The sequence below is a fragment of the Asticcacaulis sp. genome (genome assembly GCF_027484505.1).
Lineage (GTDB): Bacteria > Pseudomonadota > Alphaproteobacteria > Caulobacterales > Caulobacteraceae > Asticcacaulis.
In genome coordinates this window covers 93,279-112,960 of the sequence record NZ_JAIXSV010000057.1, presented here as the reverse complement: position 1 = coordinate 112,960, position 19,682 = coordinate 93,279, and the positions used below count along the sequence as shown (strand labels likewise).

Sequence of the window (19,682 nt, the reverse complement as noted above, 5' to 3'; positions counted from 1 at the left end):
GCAGAGTCATGCGAGGGGGCATTAAACGTCTGCCCATTCACCCCGGACGAGCTGGTCCCAGCAAAAATAGAACGGTCAGTGAGCGAAAATCCTTCGCGCTCATCAGTTCTTACCTCCAGATCGTCAAGGATGAATGGCTCGATGTGCCGCTCAGCCAATTTCTGGTTCAGTTTGAAATATTAAGATGGCTTAGAAGGCGAGCTACTGAGATCAATTTCCTGAAAAGTGAGTCGAACCCGACAGAAAAAAATCGACAGGAGAATTTTCATGAGTGAGGCAACAAAATTCGATGCCAGGGCAGTTGCTATTGAGCTGACTTTTTTTGAAATCTCCTCAGGTGTTGGAGAAGTTCTTCGAGAGCACAAATCTTACATCATGCACATGCTTCCTACGGTTCTAGATGAATTCTACGATCATGTGAAAAAATTTGCGGAAATCAGATCCTTCTTCAATTCTGATGACCATATAGCTCACGCAAAACAAAAACAGATTGAACACTGGGAAATCATAACTGATGGAAAATTCGACGATACCTATTTTAGTTCCGTGAATAAAATTGGAGACGTTCACAATAAAATAGGACTACAGCCGAAATGGTACATTGGCGGTTACAATTTTCTTTTGACCAACCTTATCACCGGTATCAATGAGACAAACCCACTACCCTGGAAGCGGGATAAGTTAAATGCAGTGCAGAGGCAGGCTCTATCCAGTGCAATCACCAGGGCGGTGATGATGGATATGAATTTCGCAATAGGTGTATACATCGCCGCTGGTGAAAGTGACCGCCGCGATATGCTCGCCAAGATTGCTCTGGACTTCGAACAATCCGTGGCCGCTATGAGTAATCGTGTTATGGAGTCTGCCGATAAAATTAGCAAGTCATCTGATGCGATTGAAGAGCACGCCAGTAAGGCCGCAAATCGTGTTCGTGATGTTGTTGGCACATCAAAAAATACATCTCATAGTGTGAACACAATCGCCATATCTACCGAGGAATTGTCAGGTGCTATAGGCGAGATTGCAAGACAAGCCGCTGATGCATCCACAGCGACAAATAACGCGAAGTTGGACGCCGATCGCACGTCGTCTCAAATTGAAGACCTATCAATTGCGGCACAAAAAATCGGCGACGTGGTGGCCCTTATCAACAATATTGCCGCTAAAACCAATTTGCTTGCGTTAAATGCGACCATAGAGGCGGCAAGAGCGGGGGACGCTGGGAAAGGCTTCGCAGTGGTGGCGTCTGAGGTCAAACAGCTTGCCAATCAGACCGCAACCGCGACTTCCACGATTTCGGAACAGGTCAATGGCATTCAGGAATCAACGGTGGCCGCAGTGACTGCCATGAAGCGGATATCCGCTCTAATTGGAGGCCTTGACGGAATCGCCACTGCAATCGCGGCAGCGGTTGAGGAGCAGGGGGCCGCAACACGTGATATCACGGCAAACATTCAAAAGTCAGCGGCAGGCACCCAAGAGGTCGTCACCCAAATTGGTGACGTCGCGAACGCAAACGAGGAGGTTTTCGGCTCAGCAAAGGAGCTACAGTCTGCATCCTCATACCTAATCGGGACGAGCACCGCGCTTCGGGAAGAGGTGGACAGATTTCTGCGCAAGGTGCGCGCGTAGTTACGCGGTAGTAAGCGAGGAGGCGAGGCGTGTGACCTTCATACTTTTAGACGACTGCATTATCGACCAGACGGTTGAGCCTCCTGGCCGTTATCCCTTGCGCGAAGTTGTTGATCCCTACTGCCTAGAATACAGCGTTTCCCTTCTAACAGATGAGAAGCGCCGAGCCATTTTTGAAGCAATCGGATCAGAGTCTCTCGCTGAGGGGTTGGAGAGGATCTATGCGGCCGCTGGGTCGTTCGATGAAGGCGAAGCCGCGCAAACTATTCGACTGGCGGAATGGCATTTATACAATGCGCACTGGGCGGGCTGACAGCATTATGTAATTACTCATTTATTATTTATTTTATAGGTGAGGTTGATGGTTTATTCGAAAGGTTCCCGGATCGATACAAAGGAACCTTTGCCGGCGAGGTATGGCAGCTGCGTAGATTTAAGGCCGCGTCCACGCGGGCGTCCAGTACTATGGCGCTCCGGGTTATGTCGATGTCTTGGCTGGGATCCAATTACCTCAATAAACAGGCATAATAAGGGCACCCAATGTTTTCCACTTGGCCCAATGATAGGTTCGGCCTGAATTCCGCCAACGCGCAGGTTTTTTAGTGAACACTTGCCTGTTGCAGAATCTCGCGGCGCCGGAAAAGTCATTTTGTTGCATGACCTTGTGGAGTGAGATATCTCCGGTATTCGACAAATTGTCGTATCGCGACTTTTTTCAGAATTGGCCATGAGATGCAGACACCAAATCAGTCGAGTAGGTTTGACGTTGTCCTGATCACCGGCAAGACCGTTAGTCTGTCACGGCTGGAAGTGACATCCGTATTTCTTCACCCGTGGATACTTCTTACCTATTCGGCGCTATCGCTGATAACCGTAGCGATGAACCAACAACCCTGGACACAAGGCATGCCCCTTTGGCTGCGGGTAGCCATTTACTTCTTATCCAGCGTTGTCGGACTGTCTGTAGCATGGATGACGCTTATAGCGCTGTCTTGGACGGTCGCCGGTAGGATTTTGCGCAGAGTTCCGTCAATCATTTTTGATCTGACCGGCGCTTTTGCGAGCCTGTTGACAACATATTGTTTGGTGATCTTTCAAAAAAGGTCAATAAATATTTTTAGCATATCAAGTGTATTTATATATGTTTTCTACATTGTTATAATTGTACATGTGAGCATTTTTTTGTGGTCTGTTGTTATCCCGAAAATTCTTCTCGAAATACGCTCTCGGGACAATTTTTTGGCACTAAAACCGATCGATGAGGTCGTCGAGACCGATGAAACGGCCAAACATGAAGCGTCTGTTCCTCCGGTGCAAAATAGTAGCGATGAAAATAGAACAGTCGTGGTTGGAAACTCAAGGATACTGCTTACCTCCATTCAGCACATAAGTGCCGAGGGTAACTACGTCAGAGTTCATACTAGCAATTCAAGTTATTTTGAGGCAGCCACCATGAAGATGGTTCTGTCGCAAGTTCCAGTCAATCTCGGACTGCGTACCCACAGAAGCCATTGGGTATCCTATTCAGCTATCCATAGCGTGGAAAGCGATGGCCGCACTTTGAAAGTTAACCTAACTTCGGGTGTCCAAGTGCCCGTATCGAGAAGCAACTTGGGCCGCGTAAAAGGACTCGCTAGCACTGACAACACAGTTGAGTGTAAATAACGGGCATGTATTCAGGTCTCAACACCCACGACGCAACCACGGATCAGCATTTGACCTCAGCCTTGCGATTAGAGCGGGATGATTTTAGGTGGAAACGGTTTAGCCCTTTAGCGCCTCCCCTGATTTGGCTTCGCCGAACTTCGTTTCAGGGGAGGGTGGCGCGCAGCACCGGGTGGGGTTAAAGCAGGGGGAGTTAACCCCACCGTCTTTGACACCTGAGCGGCGTCAAATCCACCTCCCCTGAAATCAGGGGAGGTGCTTGAATTACGATTCCATCAAAAGTCATACCGATCTAGACAACCCCATCACTTACTTTCTGAAAACTCCAGTCTTAAATGGCCTCGATTTTCGGGGGAGCAGTTCAACAAAAATGGCGCTCCCTGAAAGAGCGCCGTCTTGTTTTGGGATCGGTGGACCTTAGCGGCTCAGGATAATCGCGGTGATGATACCGGTCGCGCCCGAAGCCAAGACATAGCGGTTATGGCTGCATAGCTGTCTGCCTAAATGCGACGCAGTCTGATCTACGTCCCTGAATCAATCTGATTGATTGCGTTCGTCATCGATCCTTTTTTTAAGCGTGCATGCCGTAATCCCCATTCTTCGGGAAAAGGCCCTCGAAAATGAGGTTACGTTCTTGTAGCCAACCCTGGTAGCAACGACAGCGATGGAGAGGTCTTTTCCGCCATCCTGGATTAATCTTACGGCCGCTTTTACCCGATGGTCTTCAATTGTTGCCGACACACCCGACTCGACATCAAACAGTCGGTAAAGAGCCGCTCGAGATAGTCCCATCTGCCTCGCAATGGAGCCCGGCCCTAAACTGGGATTCGAGAGATTGTCCTCTATAAACTGGTAAACGCGCTGTTTAAGCGCGAGGGTAGAGAATCTGGCAAATGAACCCTGGGCAACTTTTTCCTCGACCACCCGGGTTACCAGCTTGATGAGGGCGGTTGCAAAATGACGACTGGCTGACATTGTCAGTATAGGCAGGATACGGTCGATCATACCGAGATAAGCCGACAGACCAGATCCCGCGTCGGCAAGCTCGCCATTGACAAGACCGTCCATCTGCCCGGCTATCCCCCCAAAGCGCTGGCGGGGGATATAGACAACAATGACATCCGAACCTGTCATTTCGTGAGGTATCGGATGCGTCAGGGAGTGCAGGGACACGGAACCGAACTCTTCATGTGCCAATCTTTCTGTCTCGGCCTCAGGGCGGGACTCGAGGACATCCTGTGGCGGTAAAACCATGTAGAGGTAATAGTGATCTGTGGTGTGGCTCCTTACGTGCTGTTGGAACGACCGACCGAGATTTTGTCCGCGGCAAAAAACAAGATCGCCAATCTCCCAGGCTGTAAGTTGAAAAGGGCGAGTCAGAGCATCGGCTGACCGAACGCCGTCATCTGGATGCTCGTCCAACGTGTTGCGGCTAATGTGCCGGCTAGGCGAAGTCGAGGTGCTCCCGCCCTTCACGACGATGACCGGTTTCACTATCTCGTCCACGTGCTTTCTTATCATCTTAATTTATCTCCAATCAGTTTATTAAATGACTGGAAAATCTAGAGACTTTTCAATCAGCAACTGAAATAAAATTTGTTCTTTGTCTTTGAATTCTGGTTGAAATGACGCATATTTATCAACAAGACTGTCGCAGTACTTATTGCTGAATTCTAAGAGTTGCTTTGAGTCGCGAAGCCCTATTTTTTTGGCTTCTAAATGAAGGTATGTGTGGGGACCCATGTCGCGAATTCGACGCGCCGCCATAACGCCTCTTAATTGATTGACATATTTAGTAACGCCGCCCTCCGGCTCAAACAGGCGGTAGAGGGTTGTTTTGGACAATTTAAATTTTGAAACCAATGTTCCAAAACTCAGATGACTATCTGAAATATTCTGAACCAGATAATCACGGATAGTGGCCTTCACAGAAGACGGGCTCACGGAATTGCTCTCACCCACATGTCGATTGTCTTCGGCATATGCTGACAATATATCTCTGATTAAAAAGAAGAAGTGCTTCAGGTCTGTTGCGCCAGATCCTCTGGCCGCGGCCGCGAGTGACTTTAACACGTCAAAGAGCAGGTCTCGGTAGGGGGACCGTATCGGTTGGCCTAACAGACCGTCTAGGGACACGCTCAAAACGGTGAAAAAATCTCTGCGGATATACAGCACGGATCGCGCCCCTCCCGTCGAAGTTGCCCAATAAGGATGGGAGAGGGAGAGAAGGTGCACAGAATGAGGACCTGTTTCGAAGGCTTTATATACGCCATCCGCAATCAGGCATTTCACCGTTGCGTTCTCGTTGTGACTGAAAACGAGAAGATAATGATCCAGGGAGGAGGACTCAGCGAGGCGCCGTGATCGTCTATAGATCATCGGCGGTAACCGCTCTTCGACCAGCACGAAGCTTCCAAAGCTGACGACACTCTCAACAAGTGCATTATCGTCGTCAGGCATCTCTACTTGCTCAACAAGAATGTTTCCGCTGAAATATCGCGACATGAGCGATTGCGGTATAATATTATTTGAGCCGCCGATGATGTTGGACAAAGCAAACTTTCCCCGAAATTCGGATTTTTTAGATATATTGATTTCAGTTGCGCGCAGATGGTTCCTGAAATCACGAATTCAAGGTCTCCTTTCCATTATAAATTAAAAAATGGGCGAAAAGACCTTCGCTGGACTCAAGAGGAACGTGCCTGTTTTAAGAAAGACTCAACCTCGGACTGTAGCTTGCTCGCTTGCTGTGCCAGATCTTTTGCAGACCTGAGCACATATTCCGAAGCCTCAGAGGTGTTGTTCGCGGCCTGATTGACGACGCCTATGTTCATCGCGACCTCCTGTGTGCCATTCGAAACAAGCAAAATATTGTGTGATATTTCGTCCGTGGCGGCCCGTTGCTGGGACACAGAGGAGGCAATGGCTGAGGCGACCTGATTGAGCTGATCAATAACAATCGTGATGTTTCGGATTGCGTTAACAGACTGAGATGTGGAGGCCTGGATCTCTGATATCTGACGCTCAATCGATTGAGTGGCGCGCGCCGTTTCGTTCGCGAGCGATTTTACTTCTGTCGCAACGACCGCGAAACCCTTTCCAGCCTCGCCAGCTCTCGCGGCTTCAATCGTCGCATTGAGCGCGAGAAGATTGGTTTGGCTAGCGATCCCGCTGATAATACCGACGATCTCGCCGATACTATCCGCAGCATGCGATAGGGTTTCAATTTGTGTGGCCGTAGTGGCTGCCTCTGCCATGGCCTGCGAGGCTATGACCGCCGCGTCACCAACTTGACGGGAAATCTCGCCGATAGAGGCAACCAATTCCTCTGAGGCAGCGGCAACGGTTTGCACGTCGTTCGATGCGCGCTCTGAGACACGGCTTACCGACGCGGATTGCCGTAAAACCTGCTGGGACCGTTCGGAAAGCTCAGCGGCGGTTCCGCTGAGCCCGGAGGCGCTTTCGCTAACATTGGCAACGATCCCGCCAACAGAAGCTTCAAAGGTATTTGCCAGCGCGGCCAGAGTCTCCGACCGTTCTCGTTTGCCGGCATCGAGATAAACTGAGATAGCGTAGTCCGTGTCCAGCATAACGGCCTTTACAAGCGCCTTCTGCAATTGCAGCGCATTTTCAGTGGGTTGCGAGCGAAGGCGGAAAGCGGGCAGGCGCCGCGCGTAACGACGTGCCACGGCTTCAAGCATTGCGCACAAAAGAAAGTTGTAAGCGCCGATATACCAGTGCGGTTCTAGTCCTATCTTGTTATGTACCTCGCCGATCTTGGTGACAGAAGTGAGATAGTCGGCACCGAACTCGCCGTTCGTTATGAGTTCCCAGTGCTTAAGCTGCATGGCCTTCGCATGCATCATGTGTTGCCTGTTCTTGAAAAACTTTGCCGTTTCTTCAAACCGCGCCACGTGATCGTAGAAGGCATCAAGGGCCGAAGGCAGCTCGCTGAGAATAAAGGCCTTATTTGCCCGTAGCGTATCCCGGATATTGCTATCCAGACCGTGAAAGTTCAGGCGCTGAGAGTTCACAGAGTCAGTCATATGGGTTCCTGCACGACGCGGCAACTTGCCCGCACAAGTCGCTCGAAAAAGGCCCCGCACATGATTCCAGATACAGCTTGGACGGGCTTTCCCTAACGTAATTTTCAATCAAATGCGGGCGATTGAATGTTCATCATATATCGATTCATGCTGATTATAAAAATAGATTATAATGAAATAGTAACAACTCGTATTATCCAATTAATAACATTAAAAAAATGTTTGCAATTGGGGATTAATCTTTCGATGTAGTTTTATAAACTTTAATAAATGCATCTTTAATATTTTATTTACTTTGCATTCGTTTTCGTAAACCCAATCCCGGGGAAAACAAGGTAAAAAAATGAGACGGAATGAAAAATCCTCAGCGCGCTTTAGCGATGAGGTGCGGCCTGCCTAAAGTTGATCCGCCGCAGGCAGGGACCTTGGATCCGAATAGGCCGTATGGGTGCGACAATAACAATTTCAATTTGGCAATACGAAAGCCACTCACACCATTTGGCCTCGGCATACAAAAACAGCCGTCGGCAATTGCGCCTTGCTTCGTCTCACCAAATGGCTCTACGGTTCGTTACATAGTGTTACGGAGCGTGATGTCGATATGCCAAACACCGTTTTGATTCTCGAGGACTCGAAAACACAAGCACTTATTATTGCAGGGCTTTTTGAAAGAAACGGTTTTAAGGCGGATTTTAGCCATACACGTCATGAGGCACTTCATAAGTTAAGCAGTCGCCGGTATGCCCTTGTCGTCCTGGACGTATTTATCGGAGACGAGAATACCCTTGACTTCCTCGACCTATACCGAAAGGCGGCGGGGGGCGCCCCCATGGCGATCATGACCGCCGGCAGACGAGACATGCCGATGGCGGGAAGCCAGGCGCTAAATAAGGCTCGCCGCTCACACGTTGATTTCCTTCTCCCAAAACCTTTTGACTTCAATGATGTGCATCAGATTTGCGAGGAGGCCGAGCGGATTAGTCGACGTAAGGGGCCAGCCAAACGGATTCTAGTGATTGATGACGATGCCTATGCCCGGATTATGTATCGCAGTTATCTCGAAGAGGAGGGGTTCTATGTGGCCGAGAGCACTTCTGTCGAAGACGCTTTGGTCAGGCTAGAGATTACACGCGTAGACGCCATACTTATCGATCTGATCATGCCGGGTGTCGGGGGGATCACGGGTATCAAGGTCATTGGAGCCACATGGCCCGATGTACCGATTATCGCCATGACGGGGTATGCTCAAAATCCTGAGAATCTCGCAAAAGCGATATCCCGGGGTGCCGTGAGTGCTTTGGCAAAGCCATTTACCAAAGAGGTCCTGATGAGTGAGTTGAAGAAGGCGCTGAGCGATGACCGGATAGTGGAAATTTAAGCCGTGTCATTTGCTCCTGTCCCAGGACTGTTCTGAAACACAGCCGGTGCTTTCGCTTTAACCCAAGGCCCTTCATGGCACGGTGCTCTCATGTTTATCGATCCAACGCAGCCGCGTGAGGTTCAGTTCGATCGCCAGTTCAATTCGGGGGCGTTCGACCGCGTCAAGGGTTTGCATGTAGGTTTCCATAGACTTGATTTCGTCCTCTATGATTTGCCGCAATCGGGGGAGGGCTTCCTCCCGGCGTGCGCGGGTCAGTTGGGACCACATCCCGGCACGCAGGCGGAAGGGATCAAGGCCAACGCTCGAGGCCCGGGGGAGGTCACAGATCCAGTTTTCCAATCTCGTGATCCCAAGGGCTGTCAGAGACAAAAGACTGGTCCGCCGGCCCGAACCGGTTGGCTCTGACATAATAAGCCCGCGTTCAGTCAGGCGACGGATAGCAGGGTATACAGCACCGGCGCTCCCCCGCCACTCCAGCGACCGCGAGTCCTGAAAGGCCATGCGTACCTTGAAGGCCGTCCTGGCCGCCCGGTGATGGATCTCCGACAGGATGGCCCCTTCGAGTTCGGTGAGGCTTTCTTGCAAAATATTCATTTGACCTATTCGGTTGTAATGGTGCTAATCGGACTATTGTGTCTTGGAAAGGTATCTCAATGTTCGTGCCGACCCTAAAGCGTGCGCTCTGGCTCTCATGTCTGGCCTGGGGCAGCCTAACGTCTGGCTTTGCCTCTGCGCAAGGTGCTTCTCCGACCCCAACCCCGCCACCCGCCCGGATACCGTTGTACGTCTCGGACGGGCGGGCCTTGCTGATGATGCGCGTCAATGGGGGCCACCCGGCACCTGTGGTGTTTGACACCGGGACAAATGGTAATCTGCTTTACAAGTCCTACGCAGACTACCTCGGCGTTCCGAACGTTGGCCCCTCAAACTCGGTTGACGGAAGCACTGGCTTACCCGTTCCCGGCTACACGACCCATCTTTCTGGCGTAACCTTAGGCGGCTATGCCATAGCGGAGGGACCAGCGACCGTCTTTGAGTTCAGGGATGAGGACGAGGTGGGCATTTTCGGTCCCAACAGCTTCCCGGGTAAGCTCGTCGAAATGGATCTGGCACATGGAGAACTGAGAATAGTCGATCCCGTCTCGCCATTATCACCCAAAGATCCGGGCCATGCGTACTCACAAGATGAGAGGCTTCCTGTTGTGACACTGGAACTTCCCGGTGCCTCAGTTGAAGCGACGCTCGACACCGGCAATGACAGCGCCTTCCTGCTGCCCCTCTCGCTCGCCAGCCAGATCAAACTCAAAAGCGAGCTCCGTAAAATAGGGATCGCCACCTCTGCGGCTGGCACGCAGCCGGTTTATGAGGCCGTCGCGGATGGTCCTGTCCGTGTTGGCGGGGTGGTGGTCGAGAGTCCTGTCTTGCGGTTCATAAAAGGAGGGACAGCCAATGTTGGATTGCCGACGATGCGAAAACTGAGGTTCGTTTTTGACCCGACCAATGAACTGACCTGGGTGCTCCCCAAAAAGGACTAGATGAGGAAAGTTAAAGCTGGCGTCTTCAAAGCCTGTTCGCGTCTTAGACGGGACAATTGAAATTCTTATCGCGGTTCGCCTCTCCAACACATTCTGGGATAGTGCTTCCGCGGTTCATTGCCCGCAACTGTAGCCGGATGGCTCGATCGGAACTGTGAGCACGCCAGAATCTGCGTAGGTGTAAGGTATGAAAGATAAAGTTGCTGCGTTATCAAAACGAACGGTTCTGTGCGGCGCCGTCTGTGCATTGGCACATGCCTCTCTGGCGAAAGCCGGACCGCGCGTCGCTTTACCGGATATGACCCAGACGTTACGCGAACACCGTGTGGAGAGTGCATCGCTCGCGCTGATCCGTAATGGTCGCATGGTCGCGGCAGAGGCGTGGGGTATGGCGGGACCTAACCATGCGGCGACCGTTGCCACACGCTACAATCTGGCTTCGCTGACCAAGCCCCTGACCGCAGAGATCATCCTGCGACTCGTATCGGCGGGCAAACTCTCGCTGGATGAGCCGATGGATGCGTACTGGAGCGATCCCGATTTATCGAGCGACCCTCGAAGGAAGAGCCTCACGGTTCGCATGGCGTTGAGCCATCGCACCGGATTACCGAACTGGCGCGATGCCAAGGGCCTTGCCTTTGATCACGACCCGGGGACGGCGACGGGCTATTCTGGCGAAGGCTACCAGTATGCGGCACGCTATGCTGAGCATCGGACGGGGCAGTCATTCGAAGCCCTGGCCCAACGCTGGCTCTTTATGCCAGCCCACATGCGTTCGTCGGGATATGTATCTACACAGGGGGTGTCAGGCCCGGTCGCCACGCCTTATGATGACATGGGCAGGACCATACCGGTTGAACCCGTCACCCATTACAACGCTGCTGATCTGGCCCACGCCACCGCCAGCGATTATGCGCGCTTTCTTATCGCTGTATGGCAAGACAAGGGCCTGTCCTCGGCGGTTGCCACTGAACGCAGCCGGTCTCAGGCGGATCTGTATCCCCAGACGTGTGGCGGTGCGAAAGCGGCCACCTGTCCGCCGTGGATCGGCTTCGGCCTGGGGTGGCAACTCCTCGGGTTTCCCGGCGGTACGACCCTGTTGCATACGGGTAAGGATGCGGGCGCATTTACCTTTGCCGCCATTGATCGTGCCAGTGGGAACGGGATTGTCATCCTCACCAATAGCGATAATGGGTGGCGCATTATTCTGCCGCTTCTTGAGCGCACGCGCAGCAATCCTAAACTGATCGACTTTCTGCGCGGTCAAATGAACGGATAGGACTCTCATTATGACGACTGCAATTGCCATCGCTGCGGCTTTACTGGCGACCCCCGCCGATCTGCCCAGTGATCCGCTAACCACTGAAATCCGCGCGCTCGATGCGAAAGTGTTCGACGCCTATAACCGCTGTGACCTCGAGACCTTCTCAGCCTATTTTGATCCCAAGGTTGCCTTTTATCATGATACGGGCGGGGCGACGTTTGACCGCGACGCCGTGGTAGACGGGGTTCGCAAATACATATGCGGCAAGGTGAAGCGGGAGCTGATAACAGAAGGCTTCCACGTCTATCCCATCAAAGACTATGGCGCGATCGAGGAAGGGGAGCATCGGTTTTGCCAGATGGCCACCGGTCAATGTGAGGGCATAGCCAAGTTCGTGATGGTCTGGGCGAAGCGGGATGGGGCATGGCAAATCACCAGCGTCCTCAGCTATGGCCATCGCGCCGCGACGGCCGCAGAACAAACGAAAGCCGCTGACCGGTAACCGCGGCGTGAGAACGCTCACCTGATTTACCCGAAGAGAGGCCGCCCCATCACGCAGACCGTTGCATAAAAGGGGCCCGCCGCGGCGCCTGTACTCGTATGCAGGCGGAGATGAACCGCGCGCTGCAAACCGTGCATCGCGTACAGAATCGATGGGTAAACCGAAGCGGTCCGCAGCCCGTAGAGGCTACCTCATCATCACAGGATATGAACCTGTAGCGAGAATGCCGCACCGGCCTTGCAATCCTCACGGTTATTTCTGAAGACGCTTCGCATTTTCAATTAAAGCGCGTACCCTTGCGTCAGTACCGCCGGTAGTGTGCCGGGCGTGGGAGACCGAACAAGCCACTCTGGCCAGTTGCGTTGGACATCCAATGGCTACGGAGACGGTTATGCTTTATGCAAACGGTCAGTATTCCCTTGAACAGTTTATCGACGACACGAGCCGCGTCCGAACCGTAGAGCGTTTGTTCGAGGTATTCATTGAGGCCATGGCCCATCTCGGATTCGACCGGGTGAATTTCTCGGTCCTGCGCGACCTGGATCTCGACGCATCGGCGCAGGGCTTCGGGCTTATCAGCACCTATCCCGCCGTCTGGCAGGACTACTATGCCCATAACGGCCTGGCGCGCATCGATCCCGTGGTCAAATGGGCGGTGGGTTCCGTGCGCCCCTTTCGGTGGACGGATATCGAGCACGAGGCGGAACTCACTCGTCGTCAGCGGCACTTCCTGCGCGAGGCCGAAGAGGGCGGATTATATAATGGCATTGGGGTGCCGTTCCCCGGCCCGAAGACCCTGAGGGGCGGCGTCGCCCTGGCGACCTCTGTCAGAAAGACCAGACCGATGGAAAACCTCGACCTCCTCGCGGCCTACTGCCATCACTTTTACGCCGTCTATAAGCGCCTGGTGCCCCCGGGACTGAGGCTTTCCCCCGCCGCCGTCTCACTCACCCGCGCTGAACAAGAGGTTCTGTTCCGCCTGGCTCACGGTCTGTCGAACGAAATCATCGCTGATCGCCTGAGCGTCAAGGCCGGATCGGTCGATTTCCACGTGCAGAACATTTTCCGCAAGTTCGGCGTCAATAACCGCACCGCCGCAGCGATCAAGGGGCTGATGGGCGGCTATATCGAGCTTTGAAGTGGACGCTGGAGAGTGAGCGATTTTGTCATTTCTGCGAAACCCTGGGAATATGCCTAGTGGTAACCGGTGGAGGGCTGTGGATAACTATTAACCATCCGTAGAAGGAGGGTTTGGGGATGTTAAAGCTCATTTCCTACAAAGAAATATCCACGCACAGCGATCTGTTTTTCAGCCAGTTTCAGTTGCGCCATCGCGAGTTCATCGATCGCCAGAGCTACGACGTCAAATCCATCGACGGCATGGAGTTCGATGAATACGACACCCTGGCCGCGCACTACCTCGTCTTCACCCAGGACGGACGAACGGTCCTCGGATGCAGCCGTCTTACGCCCATTGCGTTGGGCTGTATGCTCGCCGATCACTTCCCGGATCTGGTCGAGGACAAGTCGATCTTTACGGCACCCCGAGTTTGGGAAGGGACCCGCTTTTGTATTGACCGTCGCTTGCCGGCTGAGACGCGACGTCTCATCTGCCAGTCTCTGGCGGTCGGCTATATCGAGTTTGGCCTCGCGCACGGCGTCGATCAGATCATCGGGCTGATGCCGACCCTGATCCTGCGCTCAGTCTTCGAGCGCGCGGGGCTCACCCTTGAGCGATTAGGGTCGCCCCGCGCCCTTGGGGCACATGCCCACATTCAGGCCGCCGCCATCCCGATCCGACCGTGGCAGCGCGATCAGGCCGATGCCGCCACAGGCCTGCGCAATCTTCTGGCCACTGATGTGTGGCCCTTTCGAGACCATGTCGCCTGAGCGTCGTGGGAACGCGGGGGAGGACGGACTGGATCAGGCGATAGAGCAAGGCATCGACAGTCTGGGCCGTCTGCGAGCCGATATGCGCCAAGCGGGTCTGACCGATTGTGCAGACCTTCTGGACGAGGCCTTTGTCTGTTGTCTCAAAGCCTTTGTCGGTCGCCGGGAGACCTTTGGGAGACCGCCGCCCAGTGTGGATGATGAGCCGCAAGGCCAGGCCGAGTAGCGATCTCCGCTTTGTCCCGCAGGGGCAATATGTGTCGCGAGCAGAAGGCTCGCGGGGAGCGTGCCGATGAAAAACGGACATGTGGGCAGCCTCACTTCATCGGGTGAGGCCTGGAGAGATACGGCAGCGTACCGGCCGTATCTCTCCTATGACAAACGTCGCTGGGCCTGGCTGTGGCTGCAGCGCAAACCCGGACTGCAGGCCATGGCCTCGTGGGCGATAGGCGATCACTGGGCAACGCAAGGGCAGGGGGCGCACACCCTTCTGCGGGGAGATTTGAATGACCTTTTTGCCATGGGGTATTTGTTCATGCTGAGCGGGCGCCCGACACGCCGCAGCACGAATGGCTCTTCTGGGCCCCGGACCTCGACGCCTCCATCGTTCAGGTTCAGGCCGAACGGGTATCCCGCTCTACCGTCGGTGCGTTTGACGTGAGCCGGTTTGCGGCAAAGCGCGATCTGCTCCGCGATGGCTTCGGCCATGAATGGCTGATCCTCGCCGACGAGGTGGGCCAGGTGCAACTCGACGTTACACAGGGCACCCTGACCGAAGGGCCGGTGCTTCTGCACTTCGACGTCACGGGGTTTCGGACGTTTTCCGCAAAGCTGAAAACCCTGGCCCGGCTCGACGCCCTGCATCGTCTCGGGCGTTTTCCCCGGGCCCTGTTCCCGCCCGAGACCGGCACCGTCAAATGGGCACGCGCCCTTCAGGCCTATGACGGCATGTGCGCCGGTGCCACTCATCGCGAGATTGGCGCAGCCCTCTTCGGAGAAAAACGCGTCCGCGAAGAATGGAATGGTCGCTCCGACTATCTCCACTCTCAGGTGCGCCGGCTTCTGATCTATGCAAGGAAAATGATCGATGGCGGCTACACCTCCCTCCTGCGCTGAACTCTCGGACTTGGCCGTCGTGGGGGCATTGGTGCGGCGCCTATGTGGCCTAGGTACGGGCGTGCGCCGCGATCTGATCATAGGTCTGATCCTTGAAGGGGTGGCCGTGGCTCTGGGCGTCATTGGTCCCCTGGCCCTGAAATCCTTCATTGATGTCCTGAGCCATCCCCCCGTTTCACCCCCTGTAACCCTCGGGCTGGCACTCGTCTTCGTTGGCGCCTGGGCGGGCGGCAGCCTCCTCTCGACCGGACGTCTCCTCTATTCGACACGGGTGATCGACACCCTGAGCGCCGATCTGGCCGCCGCCGCGCTGGTCGGTGAATTGCCGCGCGTAGCGGCCAGCCGCGACGGGGACAGCAGTCGCACCCTCGGCCTGATCGAGCGATTGCCCTTCAGCCTGCTGGTCGTCGTCGATGGTTTGATCTGGCGTAGCCTGCCGCTGGCTTTGCAAATTCTGGCCTGTCTGTGGGTGATCGGCGGCCTGATCCCGGTGCCCTACGCCGTCGGCCTGTTTGTCACGCTGGCCGGATATGCGGTGTTGTCATGCTGGGGCGCGGTGCGTCATCGCTCGCACGCCCATCTCGCCAATCTGGCTGCCGCCGCCGTTTCGCAAGGGCTGGGCGATGTGCTGCGCAATGCCCGTCGTATTGTCCTCAATGGCACCTTGACATCCGAAGTGGGGGGGATTCGGGCCGGCGTCGGGCAGAAGGCGGTCGCCAACAGCAAGATGATGCGCTCACTCGTTCAGACGGCGCTCTTCCAATACGGATGGCTGGGTCTTGGCCTGGTGGGACTGTTGGTGGCCGGGGCGGGCGATGTGGGGGCGGGACGCCTGAGCGTGGGGGCCTTCATCATGCTGGAAACCTATGCCCTGCGTCTGGCCTTGCCCTTGAGTGGTATAGGCTTCCTGCTGAGCCAATCCGCCGGGGCGATAGCCAATATTCGGGATGTGTTGGGCTTATGTCGCGGTGAGGTCGAGCGGGTTGACGCTGGCCCCGTTCGGTCAGGCGCGGCGGCGGTCGAACTGCGGGACGTGTCGTTTCGCTACGCCGGAACGACCGCAGGTGTGGAAGGTGCGTCGGTAGCGATCCGCGCCGGGGCCTTTTCCGTGATCGTTGGGCCCAACGGTTCCGGTAAATCGACCCTGGCGCAGATCATGGCCGGGGTGTTTTCACCCGCCCAAGGGCAGGTGGTAATCGGCGGGGTCGATCTGGCGCAGGTGGACGTCCATGCCCGCTTTCGCCACGTCCTCTACGTCCCCCAGTTCATCACCTTCTTAAATCGTACCTTGCGCGACAATGCCCTCTATCCGCCGACCACCACCACCGAAGCCGATCTGGCGGCCCTGCTGGCGCAGTGGCGCTTCTATGAGGCCGGGCGTGAGATGGATCTCACCACCCCCGTAGGTGAACTGGGTGAGCGTCTGTCCGGCGGTCAGATCCAGAAGCTGGAATTGGCGCGTGTCACAGGCATAAAGGTTCCCGTCCTGATCCTCGATGAAAGCACCTCTGCGCTGGATCCCATGAGTGAAGCGCGCATCCTGTCAGACCTGCGACGAAGCTTTGAAGGGCGCACAACGGTGGTGATGGTCACGCACCGTCTATCGCTGGCACAAACAGCGGATTGTGTCCTGTTCATGAAGGCGGGCCGGTTGGAAGGCTTTGGCTATCACGATGAGCTTGTGGAGACCGTACCCGCCTATGTCGAACTCTGGGCGCAAGGGGCGGAGTGAGTTGGGGGAGCTGGTCAGGTTTCAGCTGAGCCGTAAGGCAGTGGGGTAAGCGGGTGAGTGTCAGAGATCGAAGAGGCGACAAGGCTGGCAAAGGTGCAACCTCAGAGGCACGTGCTGAAAATCGCAGAGATTAAACGCCGGTCTGGGGAAGGAAGGTTGGGCGTCTTCGCGCGTCCGCGCGAACCGGGCCTGTCGTGAATGGAGCCCCCTCGGGTCTCCAGCCTTCGGCCTAAGTCCCTGACGCGGGGCCAGTTTTGGACTTCTTTTTTGGAAGCGCACGGCCGGCGCGTGATTTGCCGCTGGCTTTGCTTTCGCTTTCAGCGATCTCTGTCGGGAGCCCTTCAGACTCGAACAGCTCGCCGACTGAGGCGTTTAGAGCTTTCGCAAGCCTGTAGAGGGTACGTGCTGTCGGATTTCGCTCGCCGCCTTCCAACTGGCTAATATAACCTTGGTCGAAAGTTCCAAGACGAAGGGCGACTTCCTCCTGAGAGAGCCCAAGCTTGCTCCTCAAGCGCTTGAAATTCCAACCGATTAGCCGATCCACGTCCATGCCTAATGCAACTGGGAATCGGTGGCATCCGCCATGAATCACCCTCCATATTCAGGGTGTTTTCTGTTTCTTGTTTGGCTTTTGTTTCCGTCCCGACCGGGTCTTCTTCACTTCAGTCTTTTTGCTGAACAAGATGGCGTCGGGCACACCTTCACGTTGGAATAATTCGCCCTCTGATACGCCCAAGGCCCCAGCTAAACGAAATATCGTCCGACTGGTCGGGTTGAGTTCGCCATTCTCAAGGTGGCTCATATAACTTTGATCAAGGGTGCCTAATCGGAGCCACAGCTCATCCTGAGACAAGCCAAGCTCTTGTCGCAAGCGTCTGAAATTCCAGCCAATTAGCGCATCGACATCCATGGCTCAAGCATCACAGCTTGAGAAATTTTCACCATGTATCACCCTCCATATTGCGTATCTAAAATTATGGAATATGATTCATATTCCAAATTTCACGCCAAACGTGTGCATTAAGGGGGCAGTTAAGATGACAGGCACTCCAGTACCCAGCGTAGATGGCATTCCGTTGAACGCCGTTGATAGGCACGTAGGCGCGCGTCTTCGCGCCCGCCGGATTTTGGTTCAAATGTCGGAAGACTGGCTGGCGGGTCTTCTCGACGTATCAGTAGAGCAATTGCGCGCGATGGAAGAGGGGCGTGCTCGGATTGGCAATCGCGAACTGCTCCTCTGTGCAGAGGCGCTCGACGTCCCCGAGCGATACTTCTACATGGGTTTCGGTCAGGGCGGGAACGCGCCCGGCCCAAACCGACCACCCCGCCGTGAGATGGATACGTGGTTTTCCGCAAACCTGTTTCCGCATGAGGGCCTGTTCCTGTCTGTCGGGAGGCGCATGACAGGAAGCACCGAAACCGCGCGCGAAATCCTCCATGACATCTATGCGGACTTCGTGACGGCTGACAAATGGCGGGCGATCACCCATCCCAAAAGCTACGCCCTGCGCGCCATCCGAAACGTCGCGGCAAGTCTGTTCCAGCGTTCAAAGATCGTGTCGATTGAACTGGTGGCCAACATGGAGACCCTCGAACAGGCCGATTTAGGCCCTGACGCACACGAAATCCTGTCGGCCAAGGAACGCCGACGCATCATCCTCGACGCGATCGAGGGGCTGCCGCCCCAATGCCGGAAGGTCATGAAGATGCGGCGCTTAAAGGAAATGTCGCCACCGGCCATAGCGAAGGAACTGGGTATCAGTGTGTCCATGGTCGAAAAGCACCTCGCCAAGGGCATGGCGATTGTCGCAACACGCCTGGCGGATCAGGAGCCGCCGTCGCTGAAAAGCGGTCAGGCTCGGCGGGACACGGCGGCGAGCGAATAGACGCTGTATGTATTTTTTCGTAGTGTCTGGCCTCACGTCAGCTGGGCGGAGGGCACCGTGTCCATAGATGATCCCGAGGCGACCGATTGGACGGCCCTGACGGAGAAGGCTGCCCTTTGGCATGCGCGACTAGAAGCTGGAACGGCCGACCTCGGTGCGTTTGAAGCCTGGCGGGACGCCAACCCGCATAATGCCGTGGCTTACGCCCGTATTCTCGATACGGCGGACTCGATTGATACCCTGAAAGATTTAGATCTCAGCCAGGATCCAGACTTACGACCGCGGAGAGGTCTGACGCGCCGCCATTGGCTGCAAGCCGGCGCGGGTGCCTTGGTTATCGCGGCGGGGGGCGGCGCTTGGGTTTTGACCCAGAGCCCGGCGGAAGCCTCAACGCGTGTCGGAGAGCGCCGCAGCCTGACGCTGTCGGATGGCGTTCGCCTTGAGCTCAACACCGACACGCGCATTGCCTGGAAGACGGGGCGCAAGGGCAGTGAGGTTTGGTTAGAGCAAGGCGAACTCGGCGTCGTTGTGCCACCAAAAGTGAAGCCCTGCAAGGTGACGGCTGCAGGCAGGGCGATCCTCATGACGGCGGCGGATGTGAATGTCCGTTTGCGCGCATCGGCCTTGGAGATCACCGTCGTCAAAGGCGATTGTACGATCGAAGGCGCATCGGATGCTCAGAAGATCGAGGCAGGGCAGGGGGCCCTCGCGAGCGGGTCGGAGACACGTGTCAGGCCGATCACTCAGAGCGATCTCAATTTTACGACAGCCTGGCGTCAGGACGCCGTGGTGTTCAATGGCCAGACCCTCGGTGTGGCCGTTGAAGAGTACAATCGCTATTTGCCACGCCCCATCGTCATTGTTGATCCCGAGCTGGCGGGGCTGAGGATAGGCGGGCGCTTCAGTACCCGTGACCCGGTGGATTTTTTAGAGAATCTGCAATCGAGCTTCCAGATTCACGTGACAACGGCCAGCGATGGATCGAGATTGCTGTCGAAATGACGGTGTAGACATGCTTATGCTGACGTAAATC

General features: G+C 55.1%; 21 protein-coding genes. 15 read left to right on the top strand and 6 right to left on the bottom strand.

The window, feature by feature from the left end; all coding sequences use genetic code 11:
* From Q0072_RS03070 to Q0072_RS03055, 4 genes are all read left to right on the top strand, one after another.
* Positions 1-275, top strand: a 275-nt coding sequence (locus tag Q0072_RS03070; protein ID WP_298325571.1) for a hypothetical protein, incomplete at its 5' end; no start/stop codon positions are given.
* The gene (locus Q0072_RS03065; protein WP_298325565.1) at positions 268-1,632 is read left to right on the top strand and encodes a globin-coupled sensor protein; all 1,365 of its coding nucleotides are present in this window, start codon (positions 268-270) and stop codon (positions 1,630-1,632) included. The genes Q0072_RS03070 and Q0072_RS03065, both read left to right, overlap by 8 nt.
* Before the next feature lie 31 nt (positions 1,633-1,663).
* Entirely contained in the window at positions 1,664-1,945 is a 282-nt protein-coding gene (locus Q0072_RS03060) for a hypothetical protein (RefSeq protein WP_298325562.1), read from the top strand.
* Between the two features lie 419 nt (positions 1,946-2,364).
* The gene (locus tag Q0072_RS03055) at positions 2,365-3,297 is read left to right on the top strand and encodes a LytTR family DNA-binding domain-containing protein (RefSeq protein WP_298325560.1); all 933 of its coding nucleotides are present in this window, start codon (positions 2,365-2,367) and stop codon (positions 3,295-3,297) included.
* A gap of 534 nt (positions 3,298-3,831) precedes the next feature.
* Here the strand turns inward: Q0072_RS03055 and Q0072_RS03050 are convergent.
* The 3 genes from Q0072_RS03050 to Q0072_RS03040 form a co-directional block, all read right to left on the bottom strand.
* The gene (locus Q0072_RS03050; protein ID WP_298325556.1) at positions 3,832-4,803 is read right to left on the bottom strand and encodes an AraC family transcriptional regulator; all 972 of its coding nucleotides are present in this window, start codon (positions 4,801-4,803) and stop codon (positions 3,832-3,834) included.
* Between the two features lie 39 nt (positions 4,804-4,842).
* Complete coding sequence (locus Q0072_RS03045) at positions 4,843-5,850, bottom strand: hypothetical protein (RefSeq protein ID WP_298325553.1); 1,008 nt, start codon at positions 5,848-5,850, stop codon at positions 4,843-4,845.
* A 134-nt stretch (positions 5,851-5,984) separates the two neighbouring features.
* A complete protein-coding gene (locus Q0072_RS03040) occupies positions 5,985-7,343 on the bottom strand; it encodes a globin-coupled sensor protein (protein ID WP_298325550.1) in 1,359 nt (452 codons plus the stop codon).
* Positions 7,344-7,881: 538 nt separating this feature from the next.
* Here Q0072_RS03040 and Q0072_RS03035 point away from each other — a divergent pair.
* On the top strand, positions 7,882-8,721 hold the full coding sequence (locus Q0072_RS03035) for a response regulator (RefSeq protein ID WP_298325547.1): 840 nt from the start codon (positions 7,882-7,884) through the stop codon (positions 8,719-8,721).
* Between the two features lie 72 nt (positions 8,722-8,793).
* On the opposite strand, the gene Q0072_RS03030 is transcribed toward Q0072_RS03035, so the two are convergent.
* Positions 8,794-9,318: a PadR family transcriptional regulator gene (locus tag Q0072_RS03030; RefSeq protein ID WP_298325545.1), complete on the bottom strand. Its 525-nt coding sequence runs from the start codon at positions 9,316-9,318 to the stop codon at positions 8,794-8,796.
* 215 nt (positions 9,319-9,533) lie between these two features.
* Between Q0072_RS03030 and Q0072_RS03025 the strand changes: the two genes are divergently transcribed.
* The 8 genes from Q0072_RS03025 (at position 9,534) to Q0072_RS02990 (ending at position 16,763) form a co-directional block, all read left to right on the top strand.
* Complete coding sequence (locus tag Q0072_RS03025) at positions 9,534-10,259, top strand: retropepsin-like aspartic protease (protein ID WP_298325577.1); 726 nt, start codon at positions 9,534-9,536, stop codon at positions 10,257-10,259.
* A gap of 187 nt (positions 10,260-10,446) precedes the next feature.
* On the top strand, positions 10,447-11,538 hold the full coding sequence (locus Q0072_RS03020) for a serine hydrolase (protein ID WP_298325543.1): 1,092 nt from the start codon (positions 10,447-10,449) through the stop codon (positions 11,536-11,538).
* Between the two features lie 10 nt (positions 11,539-11,548).
* Complete coding sequence (locus tag Q0072_RS03015; protein ID WP_298325540.1) at positions 11,549-12,025, top strand: nuclear transport factor 2 family protein; 477 nt, start codon at positions 11,549-11,551, stop codon at positions 12,023-12,025.
* Positions 12,026-12,416: 391 nt separating this feature from the next.
* Positions 12,417-13,163: a LuxR family transcriptional regulator gene (locus tag Q0072_RS03010; protein ID WP_298325537.1), complete on the top strand. Its 747-nt coding sequence runs from the start codon at positions 12,417-12,419 to the stop codon at positions 13,161-13,163.
* Positions 13,164-13,282: 119 nt separating this feature from the next.
* Positions 13,283-13,915, top strand: coding sequence for an acyl-homoserine-lactone synthase (locus Q0072_RS03005; protein ID WP_298325534.1), 633 nt, complete (start codon positions 13,283-13,285; stop codon positions 13,913-13,915).
* On the top strand, positions 13,905-14,141 hold the full coding sequence (locus Q0072_RS03000; RefSeq protein ID WP_298325531.1) for a hypothetical protein: 237 nt from the start codon (positions 13,905-13,907) through the stop codon (positions 14,139-14,141). Before Q0072_RS03005 ends, Q0072_RS03000 begins: the two co-directional genes overlap by 11 nt.
* A gap of 431 nt (positions 14,142-14,572) precedes the next feature.
* A complete protein-coding gene (locus Q0072_RS02995; RefSeq protein ID WP_298325526.1) occupies positions 14,573-15,031 on the top strand; it encodes a DUF2285 domain-containing protein in 459 nt (152 codons plus the stop codon).
* The gene (locus Q0072_RS02990) at positions 15,003-16,763 is read left to right on the top strand and encodes an ABC transporter ATP-binding protein (protein WP_298325523.1); all 1,761 of its coding nucleotides are present in this window, start codon (positions 15,003-15,005) and stop codon (positions 16,761-16,763) included. The genes Q0072_RS02995 and Q0072_RS02990 overlap by 29 nt, the downstream gene beginning before the upstream one ends.
* A 229-nt stretch (positions 16,764-16,992) precedes the next feature.
* Here the strand turns inward: Q0072_RS02990 and Q0072_RS02985 are convergent, their stop codons facing one another.
* Both Q0072_RS02985 and Q0072_RS02980 read right to left on the bottom strand, forming a co-directional pair.
* Positions 16,993-17,313, bottom strand: a complete 321-nt coding sequence (locus tag Q0072_RS02985) for a helix-turn-helix transcriptional regulator (protein ID WP_298325521.1) — start codon at positions 17,311-17,313, stop codon at positions 16,993-16,995.
* A gap of 51 nt (positions 17,314-17,364) precedes the next feature.
* The gene (locus Q0072_RS02980) at positions 17,365-17,673 is read right to left on the bottom strand and encodes a helix-turn-helix transcriptional regulator (RefSeq protein ID WP_298325518.1); all 309 of its coding nucleotides are present in this window, start codon (positions 17,671-17,673) and stop codon (positions 17,365-17,367) included.
* Positions 17,674-17,899: 226 nt separating this feature from the next.
* On the opposite strand from Q0072_RS02980, the gene Q0072_RS02975 reads away from it, so the two are divergent.
* Positions 17,900-18,649 (top strand): sigma-70 family RNA polymerase sigma factor, encoded by a 750-nt coding sequence (locus Q0072_RS02975; protein WP_298325515.1) that lies wholly within the window; start codon positions 17,900-17,902, stop codon positions 18,647-18,649.
* 57 nt (positions 18,650-18,706) lie between these two features.
* The gene (locus Q0072_RS02970; RefSeq protein ID WP_298325512.1) at positions 18,707-19,651 is read left to right on the top strand and encodes a FecR domain-containing protein; all 945 of its coding nucleotides are present in this window, start codon (positions 18,707-18,709) and stop codon (positions 19,649-19,651) included.
* The last annotated feature ends 31 nt before the right edge of the window (positions 19,652-19,682 follow it).

Bases quoted from the DNA above. Each gene is read 5' to 3' on its own strand.
- Q0072_RS03055 (WP_298325560.1), top strand. From the start codon at position 2,365: ATGCAGACACCAAATCAGTCGAGTAGGTTTGACGTTGTCCTGATCACC.
- Q0072_RS03030 (WP_298325545.1), bottom strand. From the start codon at position 9,318: ATGAATATTTTGCAAGAAAGCCTCACCGAACTCGAAGGGGCCATCCTG.
- Q0072_RS03000 (WP_298325531.1), top strand. From the start codon at position 13,905: ATGTCGCCTGAGCGTCGTGGGAACGCGGGGGAGGACGGACTGGATCAG.
- Q0072_RS02975 (WP_298325515.1), top strand. From the start codon at position 17,900: ATGTCGGAAGACTGGCTGGCGGGTCTTCTCGACGTATCAGTAGAGCAA.
- Q0072_RS03040 (WP_298325550.1), bottom strand. From the start codon at position 7,343: ATGACTGACTCTGTGAACTCTCAGCGCCTGAACTTTCACGGTCTGGAT.
- Q0072_RS03005 (WP_298325534.1), top strand. From the start codon at position 13,283: ATGTTAAAGCTCATTTCCTACAAAGAAATATCCACGCACAGCGATCTG.
- Q0072_RS03015 (WP_298325540.1), top strand. From the start codon at position 11,549: ATGACGACTGCAATTGCCATCGCTGCGGCTTTACTGGCGACCCCCGCC.
- Q0072_RS03025 (WP_298325577.1), top strand. From the start codon at position 9,534: ATGATGCGCGTCAATGGGGGCCACCCGGCACCTGTGGTGTTTGACACC.
- Q0072_RS02980 (WP_298325518.1), bottom strand. From the start codon at position 17,673: ATGGATGTCGATGCGCTAATTGGCTGGAATTTCAGACGCTTGCGACAA.
- Q0072_RS03065 (WP_298325565.1), top strand. From the start codon at position 268: ATGAGTGAGGCAACAAAATTCGATGCCAGGGCAGTTGCTATTGAGCTG.
- Q0072_RS02985 (WP_298325521.1), bottom strand. From the start codon at position 17,313: ATGGACGTGGATCGGCTAATCGGTTGGAATTTCAAGCGCTTGAGGAGC.
- Q0072_RS03010 (WP_298325537.1), top strand. From the start codon at position 12,417: ATGCTTTATGCAAACGGTCAGTATTCCCTTGAACAGTTTATCGACGAC.
- Q0072_RS02990 (WP_298325523.1), top strand. From the start codon at position 15,003: ATGGCGGCTACACCTCCCTCCTGCGCTGAACTCTCGGACTTGGCCGTC.
- Q0072_RS03020 (WP_298325543.1), top strand. From the start codon at position 10,447: ATGAAAGATAAAGTTGCTGCGTTATCAAAACGAACGGTTCTGTGCGGC.